The sequence below is a fragment of the Mesorhizobium sp. M1334 genome, assembly GCF_040317995.1.
GTDB lineage: Bacteria > Pseudomonadota > Alphaproteobacteria > Rhizobiales > Rhizobiaceae > Mesorhizobium.
Genome location: NZ_JAMYLM010000033.1, coordinates 18,889 through 44,373, shown reverse-complemented (window position 1 = coordinate 44,373; position 25,485 = coordinate 18,889). Strand labels below are relative to the sequence as shown.

Here is a 25,485-nt window from a genome sequence, read left to right as displayed (position 1 = left end):
CCGCCGCCCCAACCGAGCCTACCCGCCGTCAGGCAAGCCATCCTCACCGCGCTCGCGCAGCCGCCCCCAATCCGTTGTCCCCACTGCCGCAGAACCCTCTCCGCTAAAAATCTGCCAAAGTAGTGCTAGCTTCGGCTTCCGAAAAAACCCGCATTCAGGTTCAGAACGGCGAAGCGGAATGTTGGTTGTGACTGAAAGGAGTTCGACTATGTCCTCAGTGCAGCAGGAACCAGGTATAACCAGTGGCTTGGACACGTTTGCGCCCGTCCAGCGTTATTCAAAGATCGTGAAATTCGTCGAGGAGGTCGCCAAACAGGCGGCTAACGATGCACCGACCCTGGTTCAAATCTTCTCGGACAGCGGCCGCTGGTATTGCCGTGTTCGTCGGCGATGAAAAGACCCGGCCGATGGGTCCATATACCAAACAACAGGCTGAGCGGATCCAGGAAGCTCGGAGAATGTTGCTCGCCAAAAGAGGCGCCGCTCGGATCATGTTCGAGTAGGGAAGGAACCTTTGCGACCACACCGGCCGGCGGACTCCTGCTACAATGATCGTCATGACTTTTTGAATATTGCAGAGAAGGCCTCCGGCTTGCCGCGTTGGCAAGCCGCTTTTCGCCAAGGCACGTCTGCTATAACTCGATGCGATCTAAGGCAGGGCGAGGACGTCGCAGGCTGGATAGATGTTCCGGCATAATCAACAGACCAGACGGACCTTGTGCGAGAAATTATCGAGCTTGTCTAGATTGCGCGTGTGCGAGTGTGGTTTGTCCTGTCTCTGTCTGCGTCAAATTATAAGATGCGATGTAAATGGCCGTTGCCGTTCTCGAAGAAAGATAAGAGCACGAATCCCGCGCGAATGCTTTGCGAGCAGGATTGGGGTTACCCACCCTCTATTGATTTGTACGAAGTACCCATCGACAAACCTGGATCTGATTATGGACGACTACAACAACCAGAAAGGCGCTGAGCCTGAGGACGTGCGCGCCGCATTGAAGGGGTGGGCATGGTTTGGTGTTCTGATGAGCATTGTCGTTGGTGTCGCCCACGTCCTGATTGAAATGTAGTGGCCCATGAAGCAGCTAGCCTGCTTTACCTGTTTGGGGCAACGGTTCGAGATGAAGCCGGCCAAGGAAGCGATCTTGATGTTCATCCACTATGATCCGAAGAGCCGCTTCAATGCCTTCGATCTGGTGGGCATCAAGCGCCTTCTGGAGGATGAACTGCATATCCCGGTCGACGTGACTACGCGGGATCGCCTGCACCCCGGGTTGCGGCCGCAAGTCGAACAATCGGCCGTGCGCATCTTCTGAATGGCACGTGAATTCCGCTTCGAGGGCCAGTGAGTTACCGCCTTGCCTTTCGCCAGCCTGCAGTTTGAGCCTCTTGCTCGGAGCAGAACCAGCGCTCGCCGTATTGCGGGCTTATCTTCGTCTCTGAGTAATGCTCCTGACCGGGGACATGGTAGATTCGCTCCCCACTGTTGATCGCAATGTTGCCCTTGATGCTGCAGCCACGGAAAAGACCAAGGCCGATCGGTCGCTCGCTGATTGTGTCGACCTTGTCGGCGTTCGCTGCACGCCAATCCCAAGGCTGATCGAATCTACCCTGCCAAAGGTCACGGCGAGCCGCCTTGGCAGTGGCTTGCTCGGCGGCGTACGCGCCATTCGAATAGCGCGGCCAGTCGAGTGCCAGACCCTCCTCGACAAGCCAGCGTTGAACGCTGTGACCATCGGCGCGCTCGCAATTCCCGACGAGCCGACCGTAGTGGTCGCGGTCCACAAAGCTGCAATGCAATGGCCGCGACGCTGCCAGGAATTCGTCCAAGGCTTGGGCAGCGCGGCGCCCGCAGGAATATTCAAAGCCCTTGGCGTCTTCGCAGTACTGCCGGCTCTCAGGTGCGTCGATGCCGCTGAAACGGATCCGTTTGCCGGCGATTTCGACGGTGTCGCCATCAATAACCGACGCGCGGCCTTGCATGGCGTGAGGGAGCGGTTCTGTCCAATTAGTTATGGTGCTCCGGAGGCCAGCGGTGCTCTGGATGACGAATTGAGCGACTGCGGCAGCAAGCGTACCAACGCCTAGAAAGATGAAACCCAGCCGTCGCGGCAGCTGCCGTGACGACATTCTTCTGCCGGCGCGCTTTCGCCACCGGTCAGCCTGGTCGGCGCCTCGATGACGATGGACCTTGCCCACAACCCTCTCCCCGGGGACAGCTTGCGTCCATTGCGGGAAAAAGTCCAGATACGGGGCGTAAGTGCGCAGGCGGCTAACCGGACAAGGCCCAATATTTCCCAGGCCTATCCGGCCCCCGTTTTGGCGCGATGCGCTTCATATCGGTCACCGATCGAACAACGTCATCAAAACGAACGGCGACAATCTCAAAGAGTCAAGGCATGACCGGCGCATTGGAATTTCGCGGGATCATATAAATGTGTTGGCTGGGACGTAGCGACAGGTCTGCCAAGGCCATTGCTGAGACTGAGCGTGCCGAACGCGCCGAAAAGACAGCAAGATTGAGATCGCTTCGCATGGAAGCTCAGAGTGACTTGAAGGACTCGTTCCCGGAGGAACTCGACTGCTCACTGCTCGTCGCGGCACTGACTCAAGGAGACATCGGTTCAAACCTTTCGAAGGCTTTTCGCCCGTGGATCGGCTCGGGGCTATAGGGAGCGATAAAGCGGTCGCTTGGCAACACACCGGCCGGGCAAGTCTGTTTCATAGCGCTGCGAACCAGCTTAAGCGCGCAGCCCATCCGTTTTGGATGTTTTCTTGAGAGTCCCCGCCTTGTCGCGCAGCGATCTCTTGCCGCTAGTCTAAAGCTGATGGGGTTGTCTAATCGCGGTGGGGACGTCAAGTATCTTCGCGCTTGGAGATGCGTTGGCCGGGTACACGGTTGTCTTCGCGGTCAACATCGGTCGCCGCATGATGGAGCTTCGCGGGACGAGCCTTCAATGTGGACGACGCACTTTGCTGAGTCAGCGGTGCAACCCCATCAGCGGAATGGCTCGGCTCACGTCCCGGCAGGGACGCCTCAGGCGTTCAGATTCTGAACGCTATCCGGATTTACTTTGTGGCTCCTGCATTCGGATTAAAGAGCTCGCCGGTTTTAAGCATCGTATGCATTATCACCGCCAGTTTGCGCGCCACAGCCACGGCGGCTCGTTTGAAGCCGGTCCTCTCCCGGAGCTGGAGACCCCATGTCCGCAGGGCGCTCTCGGTTGAGCTACGCGTCAGAATAACCGACGCCGCTTCGTAGAGAAGCCCTCGCAAATGGCGGTCGCCGCGTCGGGATATATGGCCGTCATAATCGACTTCTCCGGATTGGTAGCGGCGCGTCGTTAGGCCTATCCAGGCGCCAACAGATCGGGACGTCTTGAAGTTGCCCGGATCTTCAATGGCAGTGGCGAATGAGGTTGCGGTGATGGCGCCGATGCCAGGGATCGACATGAGCATGCGGCATGCCTGGCTCTGACGTGCATCTGCGACGAGCTGGCGCCCAAGCTCGGCGGCACGGATGCGAATGCCGCGCCAGGCCTCCAACATCGGCAGCACGATGAGAGCAAGTTCCTCGTGATCGATAAGAAGGTGCCGAACGTTCTTCTCGAACGTGGTTCCCTTACCTGCAGGAACGAGCAGCCCGAACGTTTTCATGATTCCACGAATCTGGTTGGAAAGTTCGGTGGTGATCCGGACCAGCCGGGTTGTGCCGCCACAAGCGTGCGGGTCAGCATGTTGTCAAATCCTTTCACCCGCACCTCACGGAAGAATCCCACCTCTGCAAGATGCGCCAAACCGTCGGCGTCGTTCGCGTCGGTCTTATTCGCCGCCATATCGAGCGCAGCTTTGGCATGGCGAGCATCGATGCAGATCGCTGGCACCCTTTCCGCGCGTAGCGCGTGATAGAACCAGACGGAAAGGGGTCCAGTCTCGAACACCACGCGTTTGGCGGCTGGCGCCCGCTTGCGGATAAGCTCGGCAATGATCTTTGGATCAGAGGCGCACTTCCCGCGCCAGACGCGCTTGCCTTCACGTCGGATCGACACCGCTGTCTCTTTCATCGACACGTCGAGACCGATATATTCTTCCATGGCTGTTCTCCATCAGATGCTTGGGCCCGGCGTCAGGTCGTGAGCCCGTATTTCCATCTTATCGGGGAACAGCCACCTTCCAAGGATATGATTGGTTTCAGGGCGACTCGCTCCCGCGATTACCCCATGTGGAAGCCTCCCGACGGCATCGCTGTGCCAGAATGGAGTGTTGCAACCATTCGAAGGGGGGCGTCCGTGCCTGAGGTTACCACGATCGGTCTGGATATCGCGAAGAATGTATTCCATGCGCATGGTTCGGATTCACGCGGTCGAGGCGTTTTCTCGAAGCGGCTGAGCCGGGCGAAGGTGCTCGACTTCTTCGCTGCGCAACCGCCTTGCACCGTGGCTATGGAAGCCTGCGGCGGTGCGCATCATTGGGCCGTGAACTGATGGCGCTGGGCCATGACGTGCGGCTGATCCCACCCGCCTACGTCAAGCCGTTCGTGAAGCGGCAGAAGAACGATGCGGTGAATGCCGAAGCGATCTGCGAGGCAGCGCAGCGCCCAACCATGCGCTTCGTGGCCGTGAAGAGCGAGGAGCAACAGGCGTCCGCCCTCGTGTTCCGGACCCGCGATCTCTTGGTTCGCCAGCGAACCCAGCTCGTCAACGCCATCCGGGGACACCTCACCGAGTACGGTTGGGTGGCGCCGAAGGGATTGTCCTACGTCTCGATGCTCGGCGATATGCTCGAGGAGGAGATGGCCGCGTCCTTACCGGCGGCGGCGGTCGCGATGTTCCGTGTCATGCTGGATCTCCTGGCCGAGCTGGACGAGCGGATCGCGTATCTTGACCGGGAGATCGCTCGCCGTGCCCGCGAGGACGAGACGGCGCGCCGGCTGATGACCATCCCCGGCATCGGGCCGATCACCGCGACGGCGTTGACCGCGCTTGCTCCCGCTGCCGAGAGCTTTGCCAAGGGTCGCGACTTCGCCGCCTGGCTGGGTCTGACACCGTTGCAGCGATCGACCGGAGGCAAACAGAAGCTCGGCGCGACATCGAAGATGGGCGAGCGAAACGCTGCGCCGCCTGCTGATTATCGGCGCCAGCGCCGTCGTCAAACAGGCGTCCCGTCGCGGAGCTCCCAAGGGATCGTGGCTGGAACAAATGCTGTCGCGCAAGCCGCGCATGCTGGTGACGGTGGCGCTCGCCAACAAGATGGCGCGCATTGTCTGGGCCCTTTTGGCGAAGGGCGGAAGTTACCGAGCTCCGGCGGCGGTCGCGGCGTAAGCCGGGATCGACGTCAGAGGCTGTCGGGGACGCGAGGTCGGTCGAAGGAGGTATGGCACAACAGTCGGCAAGACGGGGCTGGAAGAACCAGGGAATGGCAGAGCGCTACCCAAGCGCGCAAAGCTGATGTGGATCCAGTCCGCGAACTCCCATACGGGCCCGCAGCCGATGGCCGCATCAGGAGGCCGGACAGATGGCAGCATCCGACATCGTGCCTACCGCCAAAAAAATCGCTTGCGTCCGAAGGGGCGTCCACAGATGCCAATGCTTGCTGTCCTCCTGGATGCGCAACGGCGCTGTGGCACTTTGATTTGCCTCGTGACCGGGCACATAACCCCTGGCAACAATATACGGTGAAGTATCAAAGGCAGCCTCGCGACCGTCGCACCTGGCGAAGGTCTGCAACCCTAAGCTTTCGGCAAGAGACCGCGAGGTTTCCTGGTCAGGAACCAACGCGGAGTTAGTAGTTTTAGCCGCCGTTGACGAACGCCATCAGCAACTCCGGTTCGGGTACGGGCGCCCGCACTAAATTTAATTGACCTCGGTACCGACGTTCGCCGGCCCTAATGACAAAGCCGCTGGCGATTGGAACTTCGCTATTGGCGTCGAGCCGGGCGAAAATGTCGGCCACATTGAGATCCAGCGCCAGTTTGAGATCTTGTCGTGAATCATTGTTTGGTCCGATCGGCAACTGACGCATGACCAGTTGCTGGAACGGCGCATTGAAAGTCAGGATCTTCTTCGATGATGCCAAGGCAAAAGCGGGCGAGGGGCAGGCAAGCAATATAGCGTTGATCGTTCTGATCGAAGCAAGCTTGCGTAGGGTCAGGTTTTCACCCGCGAGCCGGTTTATGCAAGCCACCCGTATCGCCGAGGTCAGGTTACCAGTCTTGGTCGAACTCTCGGCGATCTCCTCGATCAGCATGCCGATTGTGCATTTCCTAGTTTCAGCCATCTGCTTCAGAGACGTCCAGAAAGCCTTTTCCAGACGAATGCCGCGGCGTATGCCGCCGCGCGCAACGACGCGGAACTCCAGCCCGAAATCCTCTCGAGTGATCGTTAAAAGCAGCCGATTACGATTGCCGGAAGGAGAGGCGCTATCGCTCACTCATCGCCTCCTAACCCGCCTTGTTGGTAGGTTTGAGCAGGTAATTCAGGATTGTCTTTCGACTGGTCTTGATGTCGACCGAGCAGATTAAACCCGGACTGATCGAGTAAGCCTTGCCGTCTCGTTCGAGCGTCGATCTGTCCGTCGCTACACGCACTGGGTAATAGGGTTCCGGTTCTGGTCGACTAGGCTGTGTGCCGTGATGTTAGGTACCTTTCCTCGATGCCGCCGAAAATAAGAAGTCGCAGGCGGTCACTCTTATCAGGGCTTCCTGATCGAGGCGGATGAATGTCTCCCCGAGCTTTGACAGACTATTCAATAATTCTTGAAAATTTGTGAGTGGATATTGTTTTAAGGCCGGCTAAAGCTCTGATTGGGGGCCACAAGTTTCGAAAATGTAACAAAATGGCACATAAAAGGGCGGCTAGCTAAAGCTCGCTCGGCAGGAGCGCGCCTTTGATTAAGTCTCTGGCGATCTTTTGCAGGTTATCCTGTTGGTCCACTGTCGAGGGGGACATGAACCGCAAGCCGATTCTGCTTTTTGCCTTTCCGGCTCTCATGCTCCTGGTCCTGGCGGCGGAGAGAGGCGCGACCTTTTTGCTGGGGGTCTATCCGGCCAGTTCCACAATGTGGCGGATCTGGCTGGAACTGCGTCCGCTTGCGACGATGTTCTGGCAGCAGGTCGACCTTTATCTTGGTGGCTCAATGCCCCTCGATGGCCTTGTCCTTGCTGCCGCAGCGGCCCTTTGCTGGATGGCTTGCCAGGCGAGAAGGTCAGCCGCTTTCTACTTTCTTGCTAATCACCTCGCCCTGCTTTTCGCAGGGCTGATGATGGCCGTCAGCGGTCACTCGGAGACCGCCAGCACGATTGCGGCATTCACCGCTCTTCGCGGCGCTCAATTTTCGCTGGTGCTCGATTTCACCTGGGAGAACAGTTTGGTCATGCTTCTGGGTGCGGCAGCATGCGCGTACTGTCATTTGGCGTTCCTTCACGAAACCCGACGGCGTTCCGAAGCCCTGGCAACCCGCATCTTGGCTCTCCAACTGGATCTCTAGGCGGGCCGCCCTCGCACAAGCGCAGAAATACCTCCCTTGACGCCAGCTCAGTCGATTTTGCGGTAGTAGACCTTGCCGTCGGGTTGCTCTATGCGCTGGTAGGAAGAGCTGGGGGCAGGGGGCAGCGCTGCCCCGATCCTCTTCTGGGGGAGGCCTGGCACTTCGACGATCCTGGGCTCGGTCGCTTCTTCACCGTCGACGTCGCTCGGCGCTTCCGCCATGGTGTTGGTCGCGATCACGGAAGGCTCCGCTACGCTCGACACGTCGTCATTGGCCAGGGGCAGGCTCTGTTCAAGTCGGGCAATACTGCCATTGATCTGCCTGAAGCTACTCTGCAGTTGACTGTCCAGCCTTTCAAACCGGCTTTGAAAACCGTTGTTGACCGTATCGAGCCGGCCTGCGATCCGCTGCTCGAAAGTTCCGAGCTGTTCCAGCCGCCCTTCGACAAAGCGCAGGTCGTTGATGCCGCGGTAGAGATAGATGGCGGCTGTTATGTTCACCGCCGTGATCAGCAAGACCGCGGCGGCGACAACGCCCATCGTCCTTGCATTGCTGGCCTTGCCTATGACAGCTTGCTCTCGCGTGTGGGCTGCCGGCCCAATGGAGATCGCCAGTATATCCGGGTCGCTGATCATTGTCATTGAACCACCACCTTTGCGCCGACCGAGACGCGTTTGAAGAGATCGATGACATCGGTGTTGGTAAGCCGAAAACAACCCGATGTTCCGTCGAAGCCGACGCCCGAAGGAGCGTTGGTGCCGTGTATGCGGTAGAGCGTATCGCGCCCGTCGCGCGACAGGTAGAGAGCCCTTGCGCCGAGCGGATTGTAAGGACCGGCGGGCACCATTTCGGGCAGATCCGGCTGGCGGGCACGCATTTCCGTGGGCGGGCGCCACTGTGGCCACTCCGTTTTGGCTCCCACCTTGACGATGCCCGTCCAGCCAAATCCGTCCCGCCCGACGCTGATCTGGTACCGCAGCGCCTGGCCATGTCCGGTCACCAGATAAAGTGCCTTCTCATCCTTGCGGATGATGATCGTTCCGGGCCGTTCCGTGGTTTCGAGGGCAACTCTCTTGCGTAGGCTGGGGCCCATCGCCGGCAGCGGCGGGCGCCCCAAGACTCCGGATCGCGCATGGGCGAAATCCGAGGCCGACAGCGCAAGCACCAGGCCCAATGCGCAAACGCCGGTCGCAACGATGCGATATCTAGCGGGCAGCATCATCGAGCCGCTCTTTGAACATCCGCTTCAGATCCCTGTTGAAGCGCGCCCGCCCGTCCACTTCGGAAGGCAGGATCGCGCGGTTCAAAGCATCGGTCAGAAGCGCATTGTCCAGGATGACCGACTTGATGTGCGGCGCCTTGAATATCTTCTCGAGTTCGCTGCGCGAGAAGTGGTTCCCGAACCATTTGCGCTTGTGCTTGTTGGCGACCAGGGTGATGCTCACCGCATTGCCGCGCAGCTCGCGGATTTTCTTGTAGAGCCGCTTGCCCTGCCGCAGCGAGGCGACGTTGAGTTCGAAGACTATGAAGATCTCGTCGCTCGTCGAAAGCACGGAATTCTGCCAGGGGGTTTCGCTGTTCGGCAGGTCGATGACGATGTCGTCGAACCTATAGGCGACGAGGTCCAGTAGCCGAAACACGAAATCGGCGCCCTGCGGCTCGAACGGCAATTGCGGTCTCTCGAAAGCATAGAGCGTCAGGCCGGACGGACGCGAAAGCTTGATGACATCCATCAGTTCGACATCGAGCCTTTCCGGCTGGCCGATGATCCCGGCCAGGTCGAACTGGTTGAACAGGTTGAGATAAGCGCCGCAATTGGCGCTCTGGAAATCGAGATCGACGAGGCAAGTCGAAGCCGCCCGTTCGGTGGATTTCGACGCCAGGAATTCCGCCGCCGACAGGGCAAGCGTCGTTGCACCGGCGCCGCCGCTGGCGCTGATGAAGGTGATGATCCGGCTCTTGGTGCCCTGGTTGCCGGTGTCATGGAAGGTGACCGCGTTCAGCAGCTCCTTGGCGTCGAGCGGCTTGTGCAGCCAGTCCGAGGCGTTCATGCGGACCAGGATGCGCGTCTGCTCGGAGGTCAATTCGCCGGAGACCGCGATCAGCGGCACGGTTGCCCACAAGGCGCGCGCCGCGACTATTCCCGCATTATCGAGCAGCTCGCCATTGCCAAGGTCCAGAATGACGATGCCTGGGCGCGTCTCGGGGGGCGGGCCCTTGAGGAAGTCACCCGTCTCCGAAACCCGGACATCGTAGATGGCCAGCGCGTCGAGCCGCGTTGCCACCTCGCGCTTGAACTGCGGATCCGACGAGAACAGTGCAACCTGCTTTCGTTTGGTCGGAGAAACCTTGGTGTTGATGGCGTTCATGGATAGGTGCTCTTCAGGTCTTCGCCCGTGACCGTGCTCAGCATGGAGGGCATGGTGACGTTTCCGAATCCGAGCAGCCCGCCGAGGAAGAAGAATTGGAAAGTCACGTTCTGCAAGCTGACAGTTATTGTCGGCACCGGTCCGCCCGGCCGGGTTAGGTAGCCAAGCCCGGTGGCTGTATATCTGACGACCACATTGGCGGGCTGAAGCATTGGAAAGAAATGACACATGCCCGGCCGTTGCCCCGCAGTAAGCGGCGGGCAGGTGCCGACGCCCGTCGCGTCGCCGCGAAAAATGCGATTGAAGTTCGCGGCAGTAAAAGTTCCGGCCACGCAACCAGTGCCGATGCAACTGCATGCGCTCGTGGCGCCGTTGCATGTGTAGTCGTAGTTGCCTGCAGGAATCGGATCGCCTGGCGTTGTCGCGGTTCCTGCTGCCGCAATCGATGGCGCAATCGGCGCCGAAATCGAAGCCATGCGCGCCCCGATTTCGACGGCCTTGGTCGCGGCGTTCCATTGGTACCAGGCATATCCGAAGTCCACGAAGCCGAGAGTCAAGGTCAGGAGCAGGGTCATGCAGATGGCAAACTCCACAATCACGGCGCCAGCCTGCTCTTTCCTGAATCTGCCCAACGCGCGCATCTCACCACCCGACATAGCGTTCTTCGTGGGCGGCGGAAAAGGTGATAGACCCCAGGCCAAGGTAGTTGAGCAAGGACGCCCCGGTATAAGTGAAAGAGGTTTCCAGCCGGACCACCCGGACATTGGCTGTCGTGCTATGGTAGTTCGCCAAGCCAGTATTAGGGTCGGTAGTCACCGGTATGACGAGGTGATTGAGATCGACCGTGACAGTCCCCGGCAGCCAACCCATGACCCGGCTTGCAACATTGCAATTTCCATTGCAGTTGTACGATCCTGTGGCGGCGATGTTCTGCGCATAGGCCGCACAGTCCACGTCCGGATTGACTATCGGATTATAAAATGGCGCATTACAGCGCGCGGCGTAGCGAGCTCCGTCATTGAGGCCGGCTTCGATCAGCAGCTTCTGATGGAGAAGATTGCCAAACTCGAAGACGCCCGCCGAAAGGCTGATCATCAATGGAGTGATCAGCGTCATTTCGACGAGAACCGTGCCTCGCTCCTCGCGACCAAACTTGCGGAAAATCGACATCAACGCCGTCAACACCACATCACCTGTAAAGCTGCGGTTCGTCACGCACGAAATTGTCAAGTGTTCCCTGTCCGCCTGCGGCGATATCGACCAACTCGACCATGACGGAGGCATCGTCCGATGCCGATAAGACGGGCTCGGTCAGGAAGAAGCTGGCGAACGATTCAACGGGAAGATTCTCGCTATGGCCTGACAAATCATTCCCGGCATCTGTCAATGCTTTGCAGTTAAGAATTGCACCATAAATCAGGCGGCGATCGACAGTTGTTATGGGGGACTGGCATTGGGAGGGCGGTGTTCCCTTCTCCCCACCGCTCGACGCAGCCCCTGCCAGACCGGCCGATATTTCGTAGCGATAAACCTCATACCGTGTCGGCTTGGTCGTGGCCCATGCGGCCGGTTTCGCCGTCGTCCCGAAGTTGGTACTCCAGTAAGTGTTTAGATTCCAGTTGCCATCACCCACCCGGTTGTTTGTGTTCGGCGTAACACCGGCGTCTCGCGGTAGTCCCATTGTCCCAGGCAGGTTGAAGGTCAACTGGTTAAAGCTGGGACACTGGTTCGCACTCCCTTGGGTCTTTATCGCACCCTTTCGCACGTTGGCGGCAGGACCGTATTCGGGAGTGTTGAAGTGACCGCCGGTGGTCTTTATACCAAACCGGACGTTGAAGGCGTCCTGTACTGGGCCTGCGTTCTGCCCGGTTTTGGAGGTGACGTTGTTGTTTCCATAGCAACCTATCGGGTTTGAAGTCGCAATGGTTTGGGCAAGCGCCTGCGCACCGTTGCCGACGCTTTGGGGAGGCTCTAGGAAACCGAAATTACCCGGTCCCGCGGCGGCACCATTCCCGACTTTGCGGAGTTCGATCAGTCGGCGGCGCAAGTTCGGATCGGCTGCGGCCTGCTGAAGGGTTACGCCGCCCGGTGCGAGTTCGTACGGGTTGCACATAAATACCGGTGTGAAGTGGCAAACGGCACTCTTGAACCCTGCGATCGAAACCGCACCGACACTGAAGCCGTTTGTTGTGCTACCAACAAAAGTGGCGGGGAATATCGTCGCGAAACCAACCGGCGTGACGGTCACCTCAACAAACTTCGCGTCGGTAGCATCGCCAACCTCGTCAGTGATCACATCGCCTGCGGCTATCGGCAGGCTGTCGTCAGCCGGGATTGAACGGAGATACCGCCTTGTCACGCCGGCTGCTGCTAGCGCTTTCGCGCCAGGCGGATCGCCGGCAAGTGGCTGTGCGAAATGGTAGGAATTGAAGACAAGCGTAGAAAGAGCGCGATCGCCTCGAATGATGGCGTCCGACTTGCCGTCAAGCTCCGCTGAGGTGGCCAGCGCGAAGGCATCGGCGCCCTTTTGTAGGTCGTTGTGCAGGCTGTTGGCCCGGGACATGTCGATCACCAGCAGAGCAAAGCCGACGATCACCGGCAGCAGGATGGCGACGAGTATCATCGCTATTCCCCGTTCATCGCCCCAGAACGCACGAATGGTCCGCAACATGACCTTACTCTCTGTTCCATGGCGCTAGGTTTCCTCGTTTTGCCTGGCGCGCTGAAACCGCATCCTTCTGTTCATTTCCCGGTATTGCCGACATTGACCGTGATGGCCGGCGGCGGCGGCGGCGGTGGTGGAAATTTGTAGCCCTGGGCAACAGCGGCAGCGCGCGCGCCGTCGCCTTCGATGGTTGTATTTTTCGAGGCCGGATTGAGCGGATCGACGGTCTGCAGAAGCGAATTGTATTTCTGCGTGTCGCCGGCGGCCAAGGTCATCGTGTCGTACCGGTTCAGATAGTCGGCGCAGCCCGTCAGCGCGCCGGCACACAAAAAGAGGATCAAGGTTCTATTTCTTGACATAGAGCATCTTGTCCTTTGATTTCAGGTCGAGCATGTGGCCATAGGGCCCCACGACGCCTTCGCCCAGTTCATATTTGCGAACCATGTCCTTGGTTACTTCCAACTGGCCAAGCACGAAAAACTCGGGGTCGTTGGCGGGCCGCGTCTTGTCGAACGGCGTCGCCAGTTGCTCGCCGGGCTTTGTCGGGCGCACGATATGCGGTGTGACGATGACGACAAGCTCGGTCTCTTCTTTCTGGTTGCTCGAATTCCGGAAAATCGCGCCCACGATCGGCACCTGGGCGAGCCACGGCACCTGTCTCTGGATCTTGCTGTTCTTGCTCGACAAAAGCCCGCCGACGGCGAAGCTCTGGCCGTCGCGCAATTCGACGACGGTCGCGAGCTTGCGGTTGGTGAATATCGGGTCGCCAGCGGGGGTGAAACCGGTTAGGTCGCTCACTTCCGGCGCAAGCTTGATATGGATTTTGTCGTCGGCGAGCACGATCGGCGTGAACAGCAGATTGACGCCGAACTGCTTGTACACGATGCTGATCTCGCCATCACTGTCGACGGTGCGGATGGGTACTTCACCGCCGGCGTTGAAGCTGGCCGGCTCGCCGGAAAGTGTGGTTAGATTGGGTTCGGCCAGCATGCGCACCACGCCCTTGGCTTCAAGCGCCTCGATGATCAGGTCGACCTTGATGTTGCTGTCGATGACGCGGGTGATCAACGCTGCGAACGGATTTGTGTTCGACAGGAGGCCGGTCAGCAGATTGCCTGGTCCAAGGACCACTCCGTCCTCATCGGCGGCGGCAATACCGGTTCCGGTGCGGGTCGTTCCGCTGTTGTTGGTGCTCCTGATCGACACGCCAAGGTCGCGACCCGCATTGCGCTTGGCCTCCAACACGCGCACTTCCAGATTGACCTGCTGGCTATCGTCGACGATGACGGAGTTGATGATGGCGTCGGGTCCATATTGCTGCGCCACCTCGAGGACCGACGCCAGTGTCGCGCCATCCTTGACGTGACCGGCAAGCCTGACCTTACCGTTGACCGAGCCGATTTCGATCCGTGATCTGGGCGCCACTTGCCGGATCGCCTGCGCCATGTCGTTGACGTCGACGCCGACTTCGATCTGGATCACCCCGAGCGAGCGTTTGTCCTCGGAAAAGAGATTGACCGTTGTGGTGCCGGCGCCCTTGGCGATGACATAGAGCGTCTTGTCGGTCATCGGCTGGGCATCGGCGATCTTCTCGTCGGCGACGACGATATCGCCAAGAGCGGCATTCACCTGGATCGTCACCGACTGTGACATCGGAAGGAAGATACGGTGGACGCTGGGGTTCGACACGTCGATCCTGCGATCGGCCGCATGAGCCGCGGGGCTAAAAGGCAATAGCGCCGCAGAACAGGCCAGTGCGGCTGCCGCCAGTGGTCCCCAGAACATACGCATCTACGCTACCCCCCTTGCCGCCTGATTCAACGCCTAATAGCAGTGTTACTTTTGTCGCGGCACATCATATGTCTCGAGCTTCACGCCTCGAAACACACCGATCGTAGCCCGCGCAGGTGGCTCCGGCTGCACATATTTTATCACTTCCTTAACGACTTCTTGCACTTCGGGTGCTGAAGCCACGGCCGGGGCCGGCTTTACCTTGCCCAGTTCGTCAAGGCGGCTTCCCACCTTCTCCACGGCATGGGTCAGCCCGGCGATCCTGTCGTCAGCACGCTTGCGTTCGGCTGCGGCAGCAGCCGCGGCCGCGGCCTGCTTGGCGAGCTCGGCCTGCCTGGCCGCAACGTCGGCCGGCGTGTCGCCGGTCAGGTCCGAAAGCGTGACGCGTTCCGTCGTCTCGCCCTCGCTGGCGGCTGCCTGGCGAAGCGCCAGCGACAACTGGCCGGCGCCGGCAGCTAAGGTTAGCTTCTGCGCGTCCTTGGTGCTGACTTCAAGCGTCACCGCTTTCACCACTGTCGGGCTGTCTTTGGTCTCATCGGCGACCTGGTCGACAGCGAGCACCTTCATGCTCTGCAGGAGTACGTCGACAAAACTCTTGTCAGGACCTTCTTCGCTGCGCACCGTGCGCGTCAAAAGCACGTCGACCCGATCGCCGGGAAAGACAAATCCGGCAACGCCAAGCACGTCGTTGACCCTGATGGAAACAGCCTTCATGCCTTCGCCGAGCACTGCCGAAAGCGTTGCGCGCTGGCCCGGGCCGGTGATCTTGGTTGCGAGAACCGGCTCATTGGCGCCGATCGCCTGCAGCGCCTGCTTCGAGCCTTCGCCGGCCATTAATTCCTTTGTCGTCTTGAAAGCGCCGGACGGAACCGCGCCCGCCGGCCATGCGATTTCTCGCAGCTTGTCGGCGGTCAAAGTGTCGCCGAACTTCAGCCCCACCGCCGCCACCACGACCGTATCGCGCTGGACACCGTTCGCTTCTGCCATGGCGTTACGCTGGCTGGCCAGCCAGATATTGATGAGAACCACCGCAAGCACACCGAACACGCCCGCGAGGATGATCATGACAAGTGTATTGGCGCGCATAGCCCAAGCCCCAAACCCCAAGGGCGGGAATTCGCCCGCCGCGATTGGATTCAGGCCCGGATCGAAATCCGGACCTGAAAATGAGCATTTTGATTAGCTTCCTACGCCCGCACCGCAGGTGCCGATGCCGCTGGCATTGAGAGTGGTACAGAGGCCAGTAAACCGGCCGTTCACCCACAGTCCTATGCCGACGATGATGAGAATCGCGGCGCCGGCGATGATGCCGACCAGAATGGAATATTCGACCATGGCAGCGCCGTTTTCGTCGTCGCGGAACTGCCGGGCCATCGTCATGAGCTTCTTCATGCCAATCTCCTTTGGAGGCTCAAACCCGACGAGACGAGCCAAGGATGAAATCCATACCTGAGCATCCCCCGTCATCTCGATCAAAGTCCCGACGAAAACCAGAGTCAAATGGGATTAATGGTTCCTTAACTCTCATATACATTGCCGATACATTGCCGGGCAAGAATATTTCCGCTCGAACGCCAATCAAGACATTGATTCGGCTGAATTTTCAACCCCTCTGAACCATTCGTTCACAATCTGGCCGTGGCTATGGCGGAAGTGAGGCAGCATTAGCGATAGTGCATATTCCCTTATATCTAAGACCTTAAGTGGGTTCCATGACGCCTTGTGACAAAAACGCACTATCCATTGAAAAGCGAGTAGCTCGTGTTTCATTTAGGACAGCGCCCCTGACCAAAATAAAGGTCGTGTTTCTGAATCCTGACCTTAACTACGTCTGAAGTATTAATTGCATGATGCGCGGCTGGCGCTTGTGCCATCCGTAGTTAACGCTTAGTTTCACGATGGGGATCTAACGGGGAAGAAGCACCATGTTGGGCCGTTTCATGAAGGGGCCAAGCGAGCCGCGGGTCGAGCCGGTGGCCGTGTTGCCTATTGCCCCGGCCTCCCCAGCCTCCGATCTCGCGCCGCATGGCGGCGATTTCCTCACACTCAAGGTCGATCTCCATCGTCACCTGATCGACCGTTTCAATCTCGCCGTCCTCGAAACAGCGTCCAAGGGCGAGATCCTGAATGAGATCCGACCGATCGTGCGCGAATTCGTCCGCAGTCGAAACGTGCCCCTGAACGCGCGCGAACTCGATCAACTGACCAGCGACACCGCCGACGAGATGCTCGGGCTCGGGCCGATCGAACCGCTGCTCAAGGATGACTCGATCGCTGACATATTGATCAACACCCACAACCGCGTTTTCATCGAGCGGCGCGGCGTGCTTGAGGAAACCTCGATCCGCTTCCGTGACGAAACACATCTGCTGCGTGTCATCAACAAGATTGTTTCGGCCATCGGTCGGCGCGTCGATGAATCGGCGCCGATGGTGGACGCGCGCCTGGCAGATGGCTCGCGCGTCAACATTGCGGTGCGGCCGATCTCGGTCGACGGCCCGCTGGTATCGATCCGGAAATTCTCCAAGAACCCCTATTCGCTCGAACGCCTGATGGCATTCAATTCGATCCGCCAGCCGATGATCGACCTGCTGCGGATCGCCGTGCAGGCACGCAAATCGATCCTGGTTTCGGGCGGCACCGGCAGCGGCAAGACGACCCTGCTCAATGCTCTGTCGAGCTACATCCCGGCCAAGGAGCGGCTAATCACCATCGAGGACGCGGCGGAACTGCAATTGCAGCAACCGCATGTTGGCCGTCTCGAGACGCGCCCGCCCAATATCGAGGGCAAGGGTGAGGTCCGTCAGCGCGAGCTGCTGAAGAATGCGCTTCGCATGCGGCCGGACCGCATCATTGTTGGCGAGGTTCGTGGCGAGGAAGCCTTCGACATGCTGCAGGCGATGAACACCGGCCATGAGGGTTCGATGACCAGCATCCATGCCAACACGCCGCGCGATGCGATATCGCGGCTGGAACAGATGGTCGGCATGGCGGGTATGCCGATGACCCACGAATCCATCCGAGCCCAGATTGCGTCGGCCATCGACATCATCGTGCAGACGCAACGCCTTTCCGATGGCGGCAGGCGGGTCGTTTCCATCTCGGAACTCACCGGTATGGAAGGCAACGTCGTCCAGCTCCAGGAAATCTACCATTTCGTTCGCCGGGATTCGACAGCGGAAGGCCAGATCGTCGGCGACTTTCGCGCCACCGGTGTTCGCCCGCGCTTTGCCCAGGAAGCGGCGACGCTTGGCCACCACTTCGCCAAAGATGCCTTCAACCCGCAGGTTCCGCTTTGATGCCGACCGGTCAGACTTTGCTCTACTTCATCTATGTGCTTGCAGCAGCGTCGATGATCCTTGCCGCCGAATCCCTTTATATGTCTTACGCCTCCCGGCGCTTTCGAGCCGGTACGATCAACCGACGTCTGGCGCGCCTGGCGGAGGAGGCACCTGCCGAAAAGACCCTGCAAGGCTTGCTGCGCGAACGTGGGCTGACCGATTCGGGCGATTACATCTTTGGCATGGTCATGTTGAACCGGCTCTACACACAATCCGGCGTCACCGGTAATCCGCTGGCTTTCGCCGCTATGTACCTCCTTGCCGGGCTGGTGCTCGCGCTGGTGCTGCCATTGCTTCTTGGCTTTTCCATCGTCGTGGCGCTGATCGCTTTTCTGTTGGTAGGATTTGCGCTGCCGCTTCTCGTCCTTCGACGCGCACGCAATAAACGTATCTTGAAATTCGCTGCCCAGCTTCCCGATGCGCTCGACATGATCGTGCGTTCCTTGCGTGCCGGTCACCCCACGACAGTTGCCATCGCCCTTGTCGCGCGTGAAATGCCTGACCCGCTCGGCACCGAATTCGGTATTGTTTCCGACGAAATCACCTTTGGTCTCAGCCTTGAACAGGCAGTACGGAAGTTATCGCAACGTGTGGGTTTTGAAGGTCTCCATCTGCTTTCGGTATCGCTCTCCATCCAGGCCAAGACAGGCGGAAACCTCACTGAGATCCTGTCGAACCTCTCATCGGTGCTGCGCGAGAGGGGGAAATTACGGATGAAAATCAGGGCGCTCTCGGCCGAGGGACGAATGTCCGCATGGATCATTTCGCTCTTTCCGCTCGTCATGTTCGGTCTGCTCATGATCATTGCACCCAGCTATTACGGCGACATATGGAACAACCCGCTCGTCATGCCCGCATTCCTGATCTTCGGTCTGTGGGCGCTGATGGGTGATATCATCATGTATCGCATGGTGAACTTCGATTTCTGACCGGAGCGGGACATGGGCCTGTTTACGAACATTCAGGGTCTGGGCCTATTGGTCTCCGTCGCTGTTTTCCTGGCCACGGCAGCGCTATTTTTGTTCGGTGCGTTCACCTTTATGCCTGCGCTTCAGACCCGGAAACTGGTGGCGCAAAGCTTGCGTTCCGAGGGGATTGCCGACCGCCGGTCCCTTCTTGGGCAGGAACAGCTTGCCAAGATTGCGGCGCAACGTCCGGTCGATGCTTATTTCCGATCGATGGAAAAGGAACGCAGTGAGCCGGATGCTCTAGAAGCAAAGCTCTTTCGCGCAGGATTCTATCAAGCGAGCGCGCCTCTTACGTATACCTTGTCGCGTTTCGGCGCTGTCGCTATCGGCTTTCTCGGATCATACACCGGGTTGGTTGCAGTGGTGCCGCCGCAAATACCAGGTTTTTTGACATTCGCAGCTGCTGCATTGTTTGGCCTCGCTTGCCTCGTCGTTCCCAGCATCGCCCTGGATCGCTTCGAAAATGCGCAGAAGGAAACCTATCGTCGCGGCTTTCCCGATTTCATGGACATGATGATCACCTGCGCCGACGCGGGCATGAGCCTGGAAGCGGCAGTCGAGCGTGTCAGTCAGGAACTTGCCGGCACCCACAAATGGCTCGGCATCCAGCTTGCGATCATGAATCTGCAACTGCGCGCCGGCAAACCGCTGCGCGAGGGTCTTCGAGATCTCTCCGATCGCCTTGGCCTTGAGGAGGCGCGGGCGCTGTCGATACTGTTCCGGCAGTCGGAAGAACTTGGCACCAGCCTCACGGACGCTTTGCGCGTTTATAGCGACGAGATGCGTAGCAAGAGAATTCTTCGCGCTGAAGAGCGCGGCAACGCTTTGCCGGTCAAGATGATGATCCCGCTGGGGATTTGCGTTTTTCCGGTTGTCTTGATGATTGTGCTGCTGCCGATTATCGTCCGGATGAAAGGTGTTTTCTTCTAGGCAGGTATATGCTTTGGTCGAAATACTGAGTCGGAGAACTCGTTTGGGGGACGAAATGACAGGGCCAATTCGCCTTGCCGCCGCAGCCAGTCTGCTGGTCATTGTGCTTTCCGGCTGTCAGACGAATGGGGCGGACAGCACGGGTGTCGTTCGCACCAATGAGCCTGCGAAAGTCGAACTGACTGCCTTTGGAGACACCTTCGACGGACTGAAGACTATCAGCAATGTCGAATATTATGCCTCGGACCAGGCTGTTGCCGAAGCCAAAAACCAGTTCCGCGCGGAAAATTACGGCAATGCCGGCGCCCTTTTCTACAAGGCGACGCAACTGGCGCCCAATGATGGTGGTGCCTGGATGGGTCTGGCCGCCTGTAGCGATCGCATCCGCCGCTTCGACCTCGCCGACCGAGCCTATAGCCAGGCCTTCCGGCTGGTCGGCGGGACGCCCGAGTATTACAACAATGTCGGCTATTCCTATCTGCTGCGCGGCAAGCTGCAGGACGCGCGCAGCAATTTCCTCAAGGCATACGAACTGGTGCCCAACGATCCGACGATCGCCAACAATCTGCGGCTGCTGTCGTCCAGCGTAAAGAATCTCGAGCGGTAAGGCGGTAGCATGTTGCTTGCCGCAGCGCTGCTGCTGAAGGGACTGGCCATTTCTTTGCTTGCAAGGATCGCCTGGCTCGACTTCACCACCCAGAAAATATCCAATCGTGACGTGCTGCTGGTTTTGTGCCTTGGGCTGGGCTCGCAGGAGTTTCTGTCGATCCTGACCGGGTCGTGGTGGGACATGGGTCTGAGCGCGCTTGCCGGCCTTCTGCTGTTAGTTGCGCTGTTCCCGTTCTGGGCCATGCGAAAGATCGGCGCCGGTGATGTCAAGCTGATGACGGCCGTCTCTTTCCTCATCGGCGGCAATGGGCTCGTCGTGTTTTCAGTGCTGCTGCTGGTCTTCGCGCTCGCGACGGCACTGATCGTGAAGAACCCCTTCATGCTACCCGCGGGCGCCTTCCGCCTTTACATTCAGCATCTGGATCGCAAAGGCGTCGTGCCGTTTGGCGTGCCGATTTCGATCGCAGCTATCTGCACGATAGCGTTTCAGATTTGTAGTTATGTGATCACCCCGTGACGGATTACCAGCCTAGTACTACAGTTGCGGATCATTGGTTTTCTGATTCACTTCGACAGGTTATGGAGGGAACCATGTCTGTCGCTTCGTGGTCAGGGCCGTTGTTGGCTTGGGAGCAGGAGCTCACAGCGCTGAAGGCGCGGGTTGGGGCGGGTGCTTCCTCGTCGTGAGTTGCGGGGAGACGGGCGCAGATTTCCTTGACGGCCTTCTTTCCGCCATTGAGTGCAAGACAGGCTGGCTGATGGCTGAGCAGTCCGGAGCGGAGCGGCCCTATCGGATGCAGTCGCTGTTGGGGCGCAGCCACTGGGACGCTGATCGGCTCCGAGACGAGGTTCGCGATTATGTGGTGGAGGCGTTGGGCGATGAGGATGGCGTCCTGATCGTCGACGAGACGGGATTTGTGAAGAAGGGCGATCGTTCCGCCGGTGTCGCGCGTCAGTACTCGGGAACGGCGGGGCGGATCGAGAACAGCCAGATCGGCGTGTTCTTGGCTTACGCGAGCCGCTACGGCCAAGCGCTGGTCGATCGTCGCCTTTATCTGCCGGAGAGCTGGACAAAGGATCGGGCGCGATGTGCCAGGGCGTCGATCCCGGAGACGGTCGAGTTTGCGACCAAGCCAAAGATGGCGCGCGCCATGGTCGAGGCGGCGCTCGATGCCGGCGGCCTGTGCGCTTACGTTCTGGGCGACGCTGTCTACGGGGCGGACAGCGGCCTTCGCCGGATGCTGGAAGCTCGCGAGCAGCCCTATGTCTTGGCGGTTCGAGGCGCTCACTTCATGCGCCGGGGAGGGGATCGTCTGTTTGAGGAAACCTCGCCCGAGGAACTGGCCAGCGAGTTCGAGCCCGACGACTGGGTCTGTCATGCGGCAGGTGAAGGCGCCAAAGGGCCTCGGCTCTTCGACTGGGCACGCATCCGCCGCCCTTGGACGTCAAAAGGCGGCTTCGAGCATTGGCTTCTCGTCCGCCGCAAGCGATCGACATCCGGAGAAAAAGCCTACTACCTGGTCTCCGCCCCGCCCGGTTCCTCCTTGGCCGAATTGGCGGCAGTGGCCGGCCTGCGCTGGGCGATCGAGGAGTGCTTTGAGTGCGCTAAGGATGATCTCGGACTTGATCATTGCGGGGCTCGGTCCTGGCACGGATGGCATCGGCACATGAGCCTGTGCATGGCCGCCCTGGCATTCCTCTCGAAGCTATCGGCTGATCTTCGCCGCAGCGCATGGAGCAAACCGAACGATACGAGTCCAAAGGAGCCAATCGCCGCCTGATCCGGATGGCTGCGCTCGTCCCGAGCGTCCCCGAGATCCGCTATCTCCTCGCCCGGATCCTCATCTTCCCACCGACACAAAAGCCCTTCATCATCGCCTGGCGCTATGGCGACGACGACATCAGGCCGCGGCCACCATCTGTCATTACAAACGGCATGGACATCCGCAACTGTAGTACTAGGTCACGACGCGATCCGCGGCCGTCCGGTGGCGGTCGCGACAAGGATGGCTTCGACGAAACTGCGTTCGCCTTCGATTGTTGCAACCCTTATGGCTGGAATACGGTGACCCGTGTGCTGGGAAGATACGACCAGTTCAAGCCAGCAAATGCGCCAGCAGCGCCCTTAGCTGCGCTGGCTTCAGCGGCTTGCGCATCAGCTCGATGCCAGCGGCGCGGGCGGCGTTGGCGACGGTCTCCGAACCGTCGGCGGTGACGATCAGTGCCGGCACGGCGCGGCCGAGATAATCACGGACCTCGGCGATTGTGGTGGTGCCGAGGTCGCCGCCGTCGAGATGCTGGTCGGCTATAACAATGTCTGGCAACCAGTCGGTATCGCCAAGCATGTCGAGCGCGTCACCGGTCGAGGTGGCGGGGCGCACCAGGCATTGCCAGCGCTCGAGCAGGGAGGTCATCGCCTGCAGCACCTCGATTGAGGCAGTCGATCGCGCCATCGAAGACGAGAAGCGGTTGGCCTTGGCCCTCGAGAGCGCCGCTCAATTCCGCCGACCGACTAAACCGAGAATCGTGAAGGGAACATAGAGTCCGGTAAGGCCCTTGGCGCCCGTCGCGTCGATCGCCTTCGGTACAGCGTCGGGCTCGTCGCCGCTGTGGTGCAGCGCCCTAAAAGCGGAACGTTTCGCTTCCGGCCCCTGCACATCGTAGAGCATTTGTTCGGCAAAAATCGGTCCTGTGAACTCCGACCTCGCATGGCGGACCAACAGGTTCGGCCAACATCAGGTGAGACGTAGTCCCAACAAACATGCAGTTCAGACAATCGATTACGCGCCTTTGTTGAAGTCGTGCCATGCGGCCGATCCGAAAGGATCAGCCGCATCCGGCATCCTTCACCTTCACTGATTGAAACACGCTCGAAAATCGGGCTCGTGTAGACTAAGTTGCATGGACTAAGTCAGAGGCCCGCAATGCCCACCGTCAATATCCACGAGGCCAAGACGCATCTGTCTCGTCTTATCGAGAGGGCGGCCAAAGGCGAATCCTTCATTATCGCCAAATCCGGCAAGCCGATGGTCAAGGTCGTTGCCATAGACGCACCTGCCGCCGGCGAAATGCGTCGCGTGGGGTTTATGGCCGGGCAGTTTTCAGTTCCGGACGATTTTGATCGTATGGCCGCTGAGGAAATCGAGAAGCTGTTTGGCGGCGATGCATGAAACTTCTGCTCGATACCCATCTTCTGCTTTGGGCGGCGGGCGAGCCCGAGAAGCTCCCGTCCGCCGCCCTCGCCGAAATCGAGAATGTCGACAACCACCTGACTTTCAGCGCCGCAAGCCTCTGGGAGATTGCCAACAAGCGCGGTCTGGGCCGCCCTGACTTTAGGGTCGATGCGCGTCTTTTACGTCGGGGCCTGATAGACAATGGCTATCATTAGCTGCCAATCACCAGCGAGCATGCCATTGCGGTGGATGGGCTTCCACCCATCCACAAAGACCCCTTCGATCGGATCTGATTGCTCAATCGATTGTCAAAGGCATCACATTGCTGACCATCGACGATCTGGTCGCGCAGTATCCTGGGCCTGTCCGTCGTCTCTGACGGAGGTGGCCCGACCGGTGGGCTAGGCGGTTGAAGTCAGCTATCGCTTCAGACCACCCATGAACGCCTTTACTCGAGCAGAGTCGACCTGGTTCCACCAGACGCCGTCGTGCTTCAGCGCGCTGGCGATGATGACCCCGTCGACGATGGCGAGGATATCCTTGGCATTGTCCGCCGTGACACCGCTTCCGACCAGCGTCGGCAGGCCGGCGGCCTGCTTGATCATGCTGATGTAGCCCAAATCCGCGGCGTGGCCGGTGCGCTGGCCGGTAGCGATGATGGCATCGGCATCGAAGAAGACCAGGTCCTTGACTAGTTCCTCCACCGGACGGTCGGCGACGATGGCATGTGCGCCGTGTTTGACATGGGCATCGGCGAAAATGCGGATGCCGTTGGCGCGCAGCCTGGCGCGGTAGCGCGCCGCGCGGCCCGACTCGCCTTCGACAAAACCCTCATTGGCGACATAGGCGTTCGCCCATTGATTGACGCGGACGAAACCGGCGCCGGCAGCGCTGGCGATCGCCAAAGCCGGGATCGCGGCATTGGCCAGCACGTTGATGCCGACCGGTCTGCCGAGCTCGCGGCGGATGCGATCGGAAATGACCGCCATATAGGCCGCCGTCTCCGGCCCGATATCGTCAGGCTTGGCGAAAGGGATGTCGCCATGGTTCTCGACGATGACGCCGTCGCAGCCGCCGTCGAGATAGGCTTTGGCGTCATCGAGCCCGCGCTGGTAAATCACTTCCACGGCCTCGCCGTCGTAGCGCGGCGCGCCGGGCAGGGGCGCCAGGTGAACGACGCCGATCACTACCTTGGTGCGGCCGAAAAGGTGCAAGAGTGCGTCGCCGCCGGATTGGCCTATCTGGGTCATGAGAGCTCCGTTTGATCGATGAGCACCGCCACCTCGGAGGCGGAAGGACAGGATGCCAGCGTGCCCGGCCGTGTCACGGCGATTGCGGCGGCCGCAAGCGCAAGATCCAGCGCCGAGGTGACCAACATGCCCCGCGCAAGCCCGCCGGCGAGACAGCCGCAGAACACATCGCCGGCGCCGCTGGTGTCGAGCGCCTCGACCTGCGGCGCCGGCAAACGAAGCGGCTCTTCATGGCCCGGGCCAAGCACGAGACAGCCTGCGGCGCCGAGCGTGATGACGACGGTGCCTGCACCTTTGGCTACCAGCGCGCCGGCGGCTGCTATCATGTCATCCCGGCCGGTCAGGGTTTTCGCCTCGGATTGGTTGACAACCAAAAACTCCGCCAGGCCAAGATCGGGAACGGATGCCGCATCGATCGGGCTGGCGTTGAGAACAGTGCGTGCGCCGTTTTCCCTTGCTGCTCTGAGGCAGGCATTGGTCACGGCAGTCCGCAAATTTCCCTGGCAGACGAGGATATCGTCGGGAGCGATCCAGCGGACAAGTGCTGTTTGCGCCACCGGATCGAACGCTTCGCTGCAGGCAACGCCGCTGACGATGAAGTTCTCGCCGCCTCGATCGACGACGATGGTCGAGCGGTCGCTCGGCAGCTCGAATTCGCTGACCTCGAGGTCTGACAGTTCGCTGTCAAGGCGGTCTCTGATCCATGTGCCTTCGCGGTCCTTGCCGAGCGCCGTCCAGAACGTCACCCCTGCACCAGTCCGCGCTGCTGCGACCGCCTGATTGGCGCCCTTGCCGCCGAGCCCGTCGGCATAGCTCACGGCATTCAAAGTCTCGCCAGCCGCAGGGAAGCGGCCGACGCGAAACACGGTATCGACGCAGGCATTGCCGACGACGTGGACATGCATGG

25 protein-coding genes and 4 pseudogenes are annotated in these 25,485 nt (G+C 59.7%); 12 read left to right on the top strand and 17 right to left on the bottom strand.

Going from position 1 to position 25,485, the window contains the following annotated elements; genetic code table 11:
* Nucleotides 1-938: 938 nt before the first annotated feature.
* Both NKH17_RS30585 and NKH17_RS30580 read left to right on the top strand, forming a co-directional pair.
* Nucleotides 939-1,067, top strand: coding sequence for a hypothetical protein (locus NKH17_RS30585; RefSeq protein ID WP_352808707.1), 129 nt, complete (start codon nt 939-941; stop codon nt 1,065-1,067).
* Between the two features lie 6 nt (nt 1,068-1,073).
* Nucleotides 1,074-1,313, top strand: a complete 240-nt coding sequence (locus NKH17_RS30580; RefSeq protein ID WP_502895650.1) for a hypothetical protein — start codon at nt 1,074-1,076, stop codon at nt 1,311-1,313.
* A gap of 34 nt (nt 1,314-1,347) precedes the next feature.
* On the opposite strand, the gene NKH17_RS30575 is transcribed toward NKH17_RS30580, so the two are convergent.
* Nucleotides 1,348-1,980 (bottom strand): thermonuclease family protein, encoded by a 633-nt coding sequence (locus NKH17_RS30575; RefSeq protein ID WP_352973208.1) that lies wholly within the window; start codon nt 1,978-1,980, stop codon nt 1,348-1,350.
* Between the two features lie 1,086 nt (nt 1,981-3,066).
* Nucleotides 3,067-4,091 (bottom strand): annotated as a pseudogene (locus tag NKH17_RS30570) (IS110 family RNA-guided transposase).
* Between the two features lie 195 nt (nt 4,092-4,286).
* On the opposite strand from NKH17_RS30570, the pseudogene NKH17_RS30565 reads away from it, so the two are divergent.
* Nucleotides 4,287-5,318, top strand: a pseudogene (locus NKH17_RS30565) (IS110 family RNA-guided transposase).
* A 469-nt stretch (nt 5,319-5,787) separates the two neighbouring features.
* Here NKH17_RS30565 and NKH17_RS30560 read toward each other — a convergent pair.
* Nucleotides 5,788-6,426 carry a ribbon-helix-helix domain-containing protein gene (locus NKH17_RS30560; protein WP_352808703.1) on the bottom strand — a complete coding sequence of 213 codons (639 nt, stop codon included), beginning with the start codon at nt 6,424-6,426 and terminating at the stop codon, nt 5,788-5,790.
* 516 nt (nt 6,427-6,942) lie between these two features.
* Here NKH17_RS30560 and NKH17_RS30555 point away from each other — a divergent pair.
* Nucleotides 6,943-7,482, top strand: a complete 540-nt coding sequence (locus NKH17_RS30555) for a hypothetical protein (RefSeq protein WP_352808702.1) — start codon at nt 6,943-6,945, stop codon at nt 7,480-7,482.
* A gap of 47 nt (nt 7,483-7,529) precedes the next feature.
* Here the strand turns inward: NKH17_RS30555 and NKH17_RS30550 are convergent, their stop codons facing one another.
* The 10 genes from NKH17_RS30550 to NKH17_RS30505 form a co-directional block, all read right to left on the bottom strand.
* Complete coding sequence (locus NKH17_RS30550) at nt 7,530-8,117, bottom strand: hypothetical protein (protein WP_352973205.1); 588 nt, start codon at nt 8,115-8,117, stop codon at nt 7,530-7,532.
* Between the two features lie 2 nt (nt 8,118-8,119).
* Entirely contained in the window at nt 8,120-8,704 is a 585-nt protein-coding gene (locus tag NKH17_RS30545; protein ID WP_352808698.1) for a L,D-transpeptidase, read from the bottom strand.
* Entirely contained in the window at nt 8,688-9,851 is a 1,164-nt protein-coding gene (locus NKH17_RS30540) for a CpaE/TadZ family protein (RefSeq protein WP_352808696.1), read from the bottom strand. The genes NKH17_RS30545 and NKH17_RS30540 overlap by 17 nt, the downstream gene beginning before the upstream one ends.
* Nucleotides 9,848-10,507, bottom strand: a complete 660-nt coding sequence (locus tag NKH17_RS30535; protein ID WP_352808694.1) for a TadE/TadG family type IV pilus assembly protein — start codon at nt 10,505-10,507, stop codon at nt 9,848-9,850. The genes NKH17_RS30540 and NKH17_RS30535 overlap by 4 nt, the downstream gene beginning before the upstream one ends.
* Entirely contained in the window at nt 10,494-11,066 is a 573-nt protein-coding gene (locus NKH17_RS30530) for a TadE/TadG family type IV pilus assembly protein (protein ID WP_352808692.1), read from the bottom strand. The genes NKH17_RS30535 and NKH17_RS30530 overlap by 14 nt, the downstream gene beginning before the upstream one ends.
* The gene (locus NKH17_RS30525) at nt 11,041-12,522 is read right to left on the bottom strand and encodes a pilus assembly protein TadG-related protein (RefSeq protein ID WP_352808690.1); all 1,482 of its coding nucleotides are present in this window, start codon (nt 12,520-12,522) and stop codon (nt 11,041-11,043) included. Before NKH17_RS30525 ends, NKH17_RS30530 begins: the two co-directional genes overlap by 26 nt.
* 71 nt (nt 12,523-12,593) lie before the next feature.
* Nucleotides 12,594-12,857, bottom strand: coding sequence for a hypothetical protein (locus NKH17_RS30520; protein WP_352808687.1), 264 nt, complete (start codon nt 12,855-12,857; stop codon nt 12,594-12,596).
* Nucleotides 12,858-12,861: 4 nt separating this feature from the next.
* Nucleotides 12,862-14,307: a type II and III secretion system protein family protein gene (locus NKH17_RS30515; RefSeq protein WP_352808685.1), complete on the bottom strand. Its 1,446-nt coding sequence runs from the start codon at nt 14,305-14,307 to the stop codon at nt 12,862-12,864.
* Between the two features lie 45 nt (nt 14,308-14,352).
* On the bottom strand, nt 14,353-15,393 hold the full coding sequence (gene cpaB, locus NKH17_RS30510; RefSeq protein WP_352808683.1) for a Flp pilus assembly protein CpaB: 1,041 nt from the start codon (nt 15,391-15,393) through the stop codon (nt 14,353-14,355).
* A gap of 93 nt (nt 15,394-15,486) precedes the next feature.
* Nucleotides 15,487-15,699, bottom strand: a complete 213-nt coding sequence (locus NKH17_RS30505; RefSeq protein WP_095826439.1) for a Flp family type IVb pilin — start codon at nt 15,697-15,699, stop codon at nt 15,487-15,489.
* A 533-nt stretch (nt 15,700-16,232) separates the two neighbouring features.
* On the opposite strand from NKH17_RS30505, the gene NKH17_RS30500 reads away from it, so the two are divergent.
* The 6 genes and pseudogenes from NKH17_RS30500 to NKH17_RS30475 all read left to right on the top strand — a co-directional run bounded on the left by NKH17_RS30500 (nt 16,233) and on the right by NKH17_RS30475 (nt 21,936).
* Nucleotides 16,233-17,606: a TadA family conjugal transfer-associated ATPase gene (locus NKH17_RS30500; RefSeq protein WP_352808681.1), complete on the top strand. Its 1,374-nt coding sequence runs from the start codon at nt 16,233-16,235 to the stop codon at nt 17,604-17,606.
* Nucleotides 17,606-18,577 carry a type II secretion system F family protein gene (locus NKH17_RS30495; RefSeq protein ID WP_352808679.1) on the top strand — a complete coding sequence of 324 codons (972 nt, stop codon included), beginning with the start codon at nt 17,606-17,608 and terminating at the stop codon, nt 18,575-18,577. Before NKH17_RS30500 ends, NKH17_RS30495 begins: the two co-directional genes overlap by 1 nt.
* A gap of 12 nt (nt 18,578-18,589) precedes the next feature.
* Nucleotides 18,590-19,546 carry a type II secretion system F family protein gene (locus tag NKH17_RS30490; RefSeq protein ID WP_352808678.1) on the top strand — a complete coding sequence of 319 codons (957 nt, stop codon included), beginning with the start codon at nt 18,590-18,592 and terminating at the stop codon, nt 19,544-19,546.
* 55 nt (nt 19,547-19,601) lie between these two features.
* Complete coding sequence (locus NKH17_RS30485; protein ID WP_352808677.1) at nt 19,602-20,153, top strand: tetratricopeptide repeat protein; 552 nt, start codon at nt 19,602-19,604, stop codon at nt 20,151-20,153.
* Nucleotides 20,154-20,162: 9 nt separating this feature from the next.
* Entirely contained in the window at nt 20,163-20,672 is a 510-nt protein-coding gene (locus tag NKH17_RS30480) for a prepilin peptidase (protein ID WP_352808675.1), read from the top strand.
* A 74-nt stretch (nt 20,673-20,746) separates the two neighbouring features.
* Nucleotides 20,747-21,936 (top strand): annotated as a pseudogene (locus tag NKH17_RS30475) (IS701 family transposase).
* 315 nt (nt 21,937-22,251) lie between these two features.
* Here the strand turns inward: NKH17_RS30475 and NKH17_RS30470 are convergent.
* Nucleotides 22,252-22,569, bottom strand: a complete 318-nt coding sequence (locus tag NKH17_RS30470; RefSeq protein ID WP_352808672.1) for a response regulator — start codon at nt 22,567-22,569, stop codon at nt 22,252-22,254.
* Nucleotides 22,570-22,650: 81 nt separating this feature from the next.
* Nucleotides 22,651-22,824, bottom strand: a complete 174-nt coding sequence (locus NKH17_RS30465) for a hypothetical protein (protein ID WP_352973198.1) — start codon at nt 22,822-22,824, stop codon at nt 22,651-22,653.
* A gap of 255 nt (nt 22,825-23,079) precedes the next feature.
* On the opposite strand from NKH17_RS30465, the gene NKH17_RS30460 reads away from it, so the two are divergent.
* Together NKH17_RS30460 and NKH17_RS30455 are read left to right on the top strand one after the other, a co-directional pair.
* Nucleotides 23,080-23,325 carry a type II toxin-antitoxin system Phd/YefM family antitoxin gene (locus NKH17_RS30460; protein WP_352808671.1) on the top strand — a complete coding sequence of 82 codons (246 nt, stop codon included), beginning with the start codon at nt 23,080-23,082 and terminating at the stop codon, nt 23,323-23,325.
* Nucleotides 23,322-23,707: pseudogene (locus tag NKH17_RS30455) on the top strand (type II toxin-antitoxin system VapC family toxin). Before NKH17_RS30460 ends, NKH17_RS30455 begins: the two are co-directional and overlap by 4 nt.
* Before the next feature lie 40 nt (nt 23,708-23,747).
* Here NKH17_RS30455 and NKH17_RS30450 read toward each other — a convergent pair.
* Entirely contained in the window at nt 23,748-24,578 is an 831-nt protein-coding gene (locus NKH17_RS30450) for a BtpA/SgcQ family protein (RefSeq protein WP_352808670.1), read from the bottom strand.
* Nucleotides 24,575-25,483, bottom strand: coding sequence for a ribokinase (locus NKH17_RS30445; protein ID WP_352808667.1), 909 nt, complete (start codon nt 25,481-25,483; stop codon nt 24,575-24,577). The genes NKH17_RS30450 and NKH17_RS30445 overlap by 4 nt, the downstream gene beginning before the upstream one ends.
* Nucleotides 25,484-25,485: the final 2 nt, after the last annotated feature.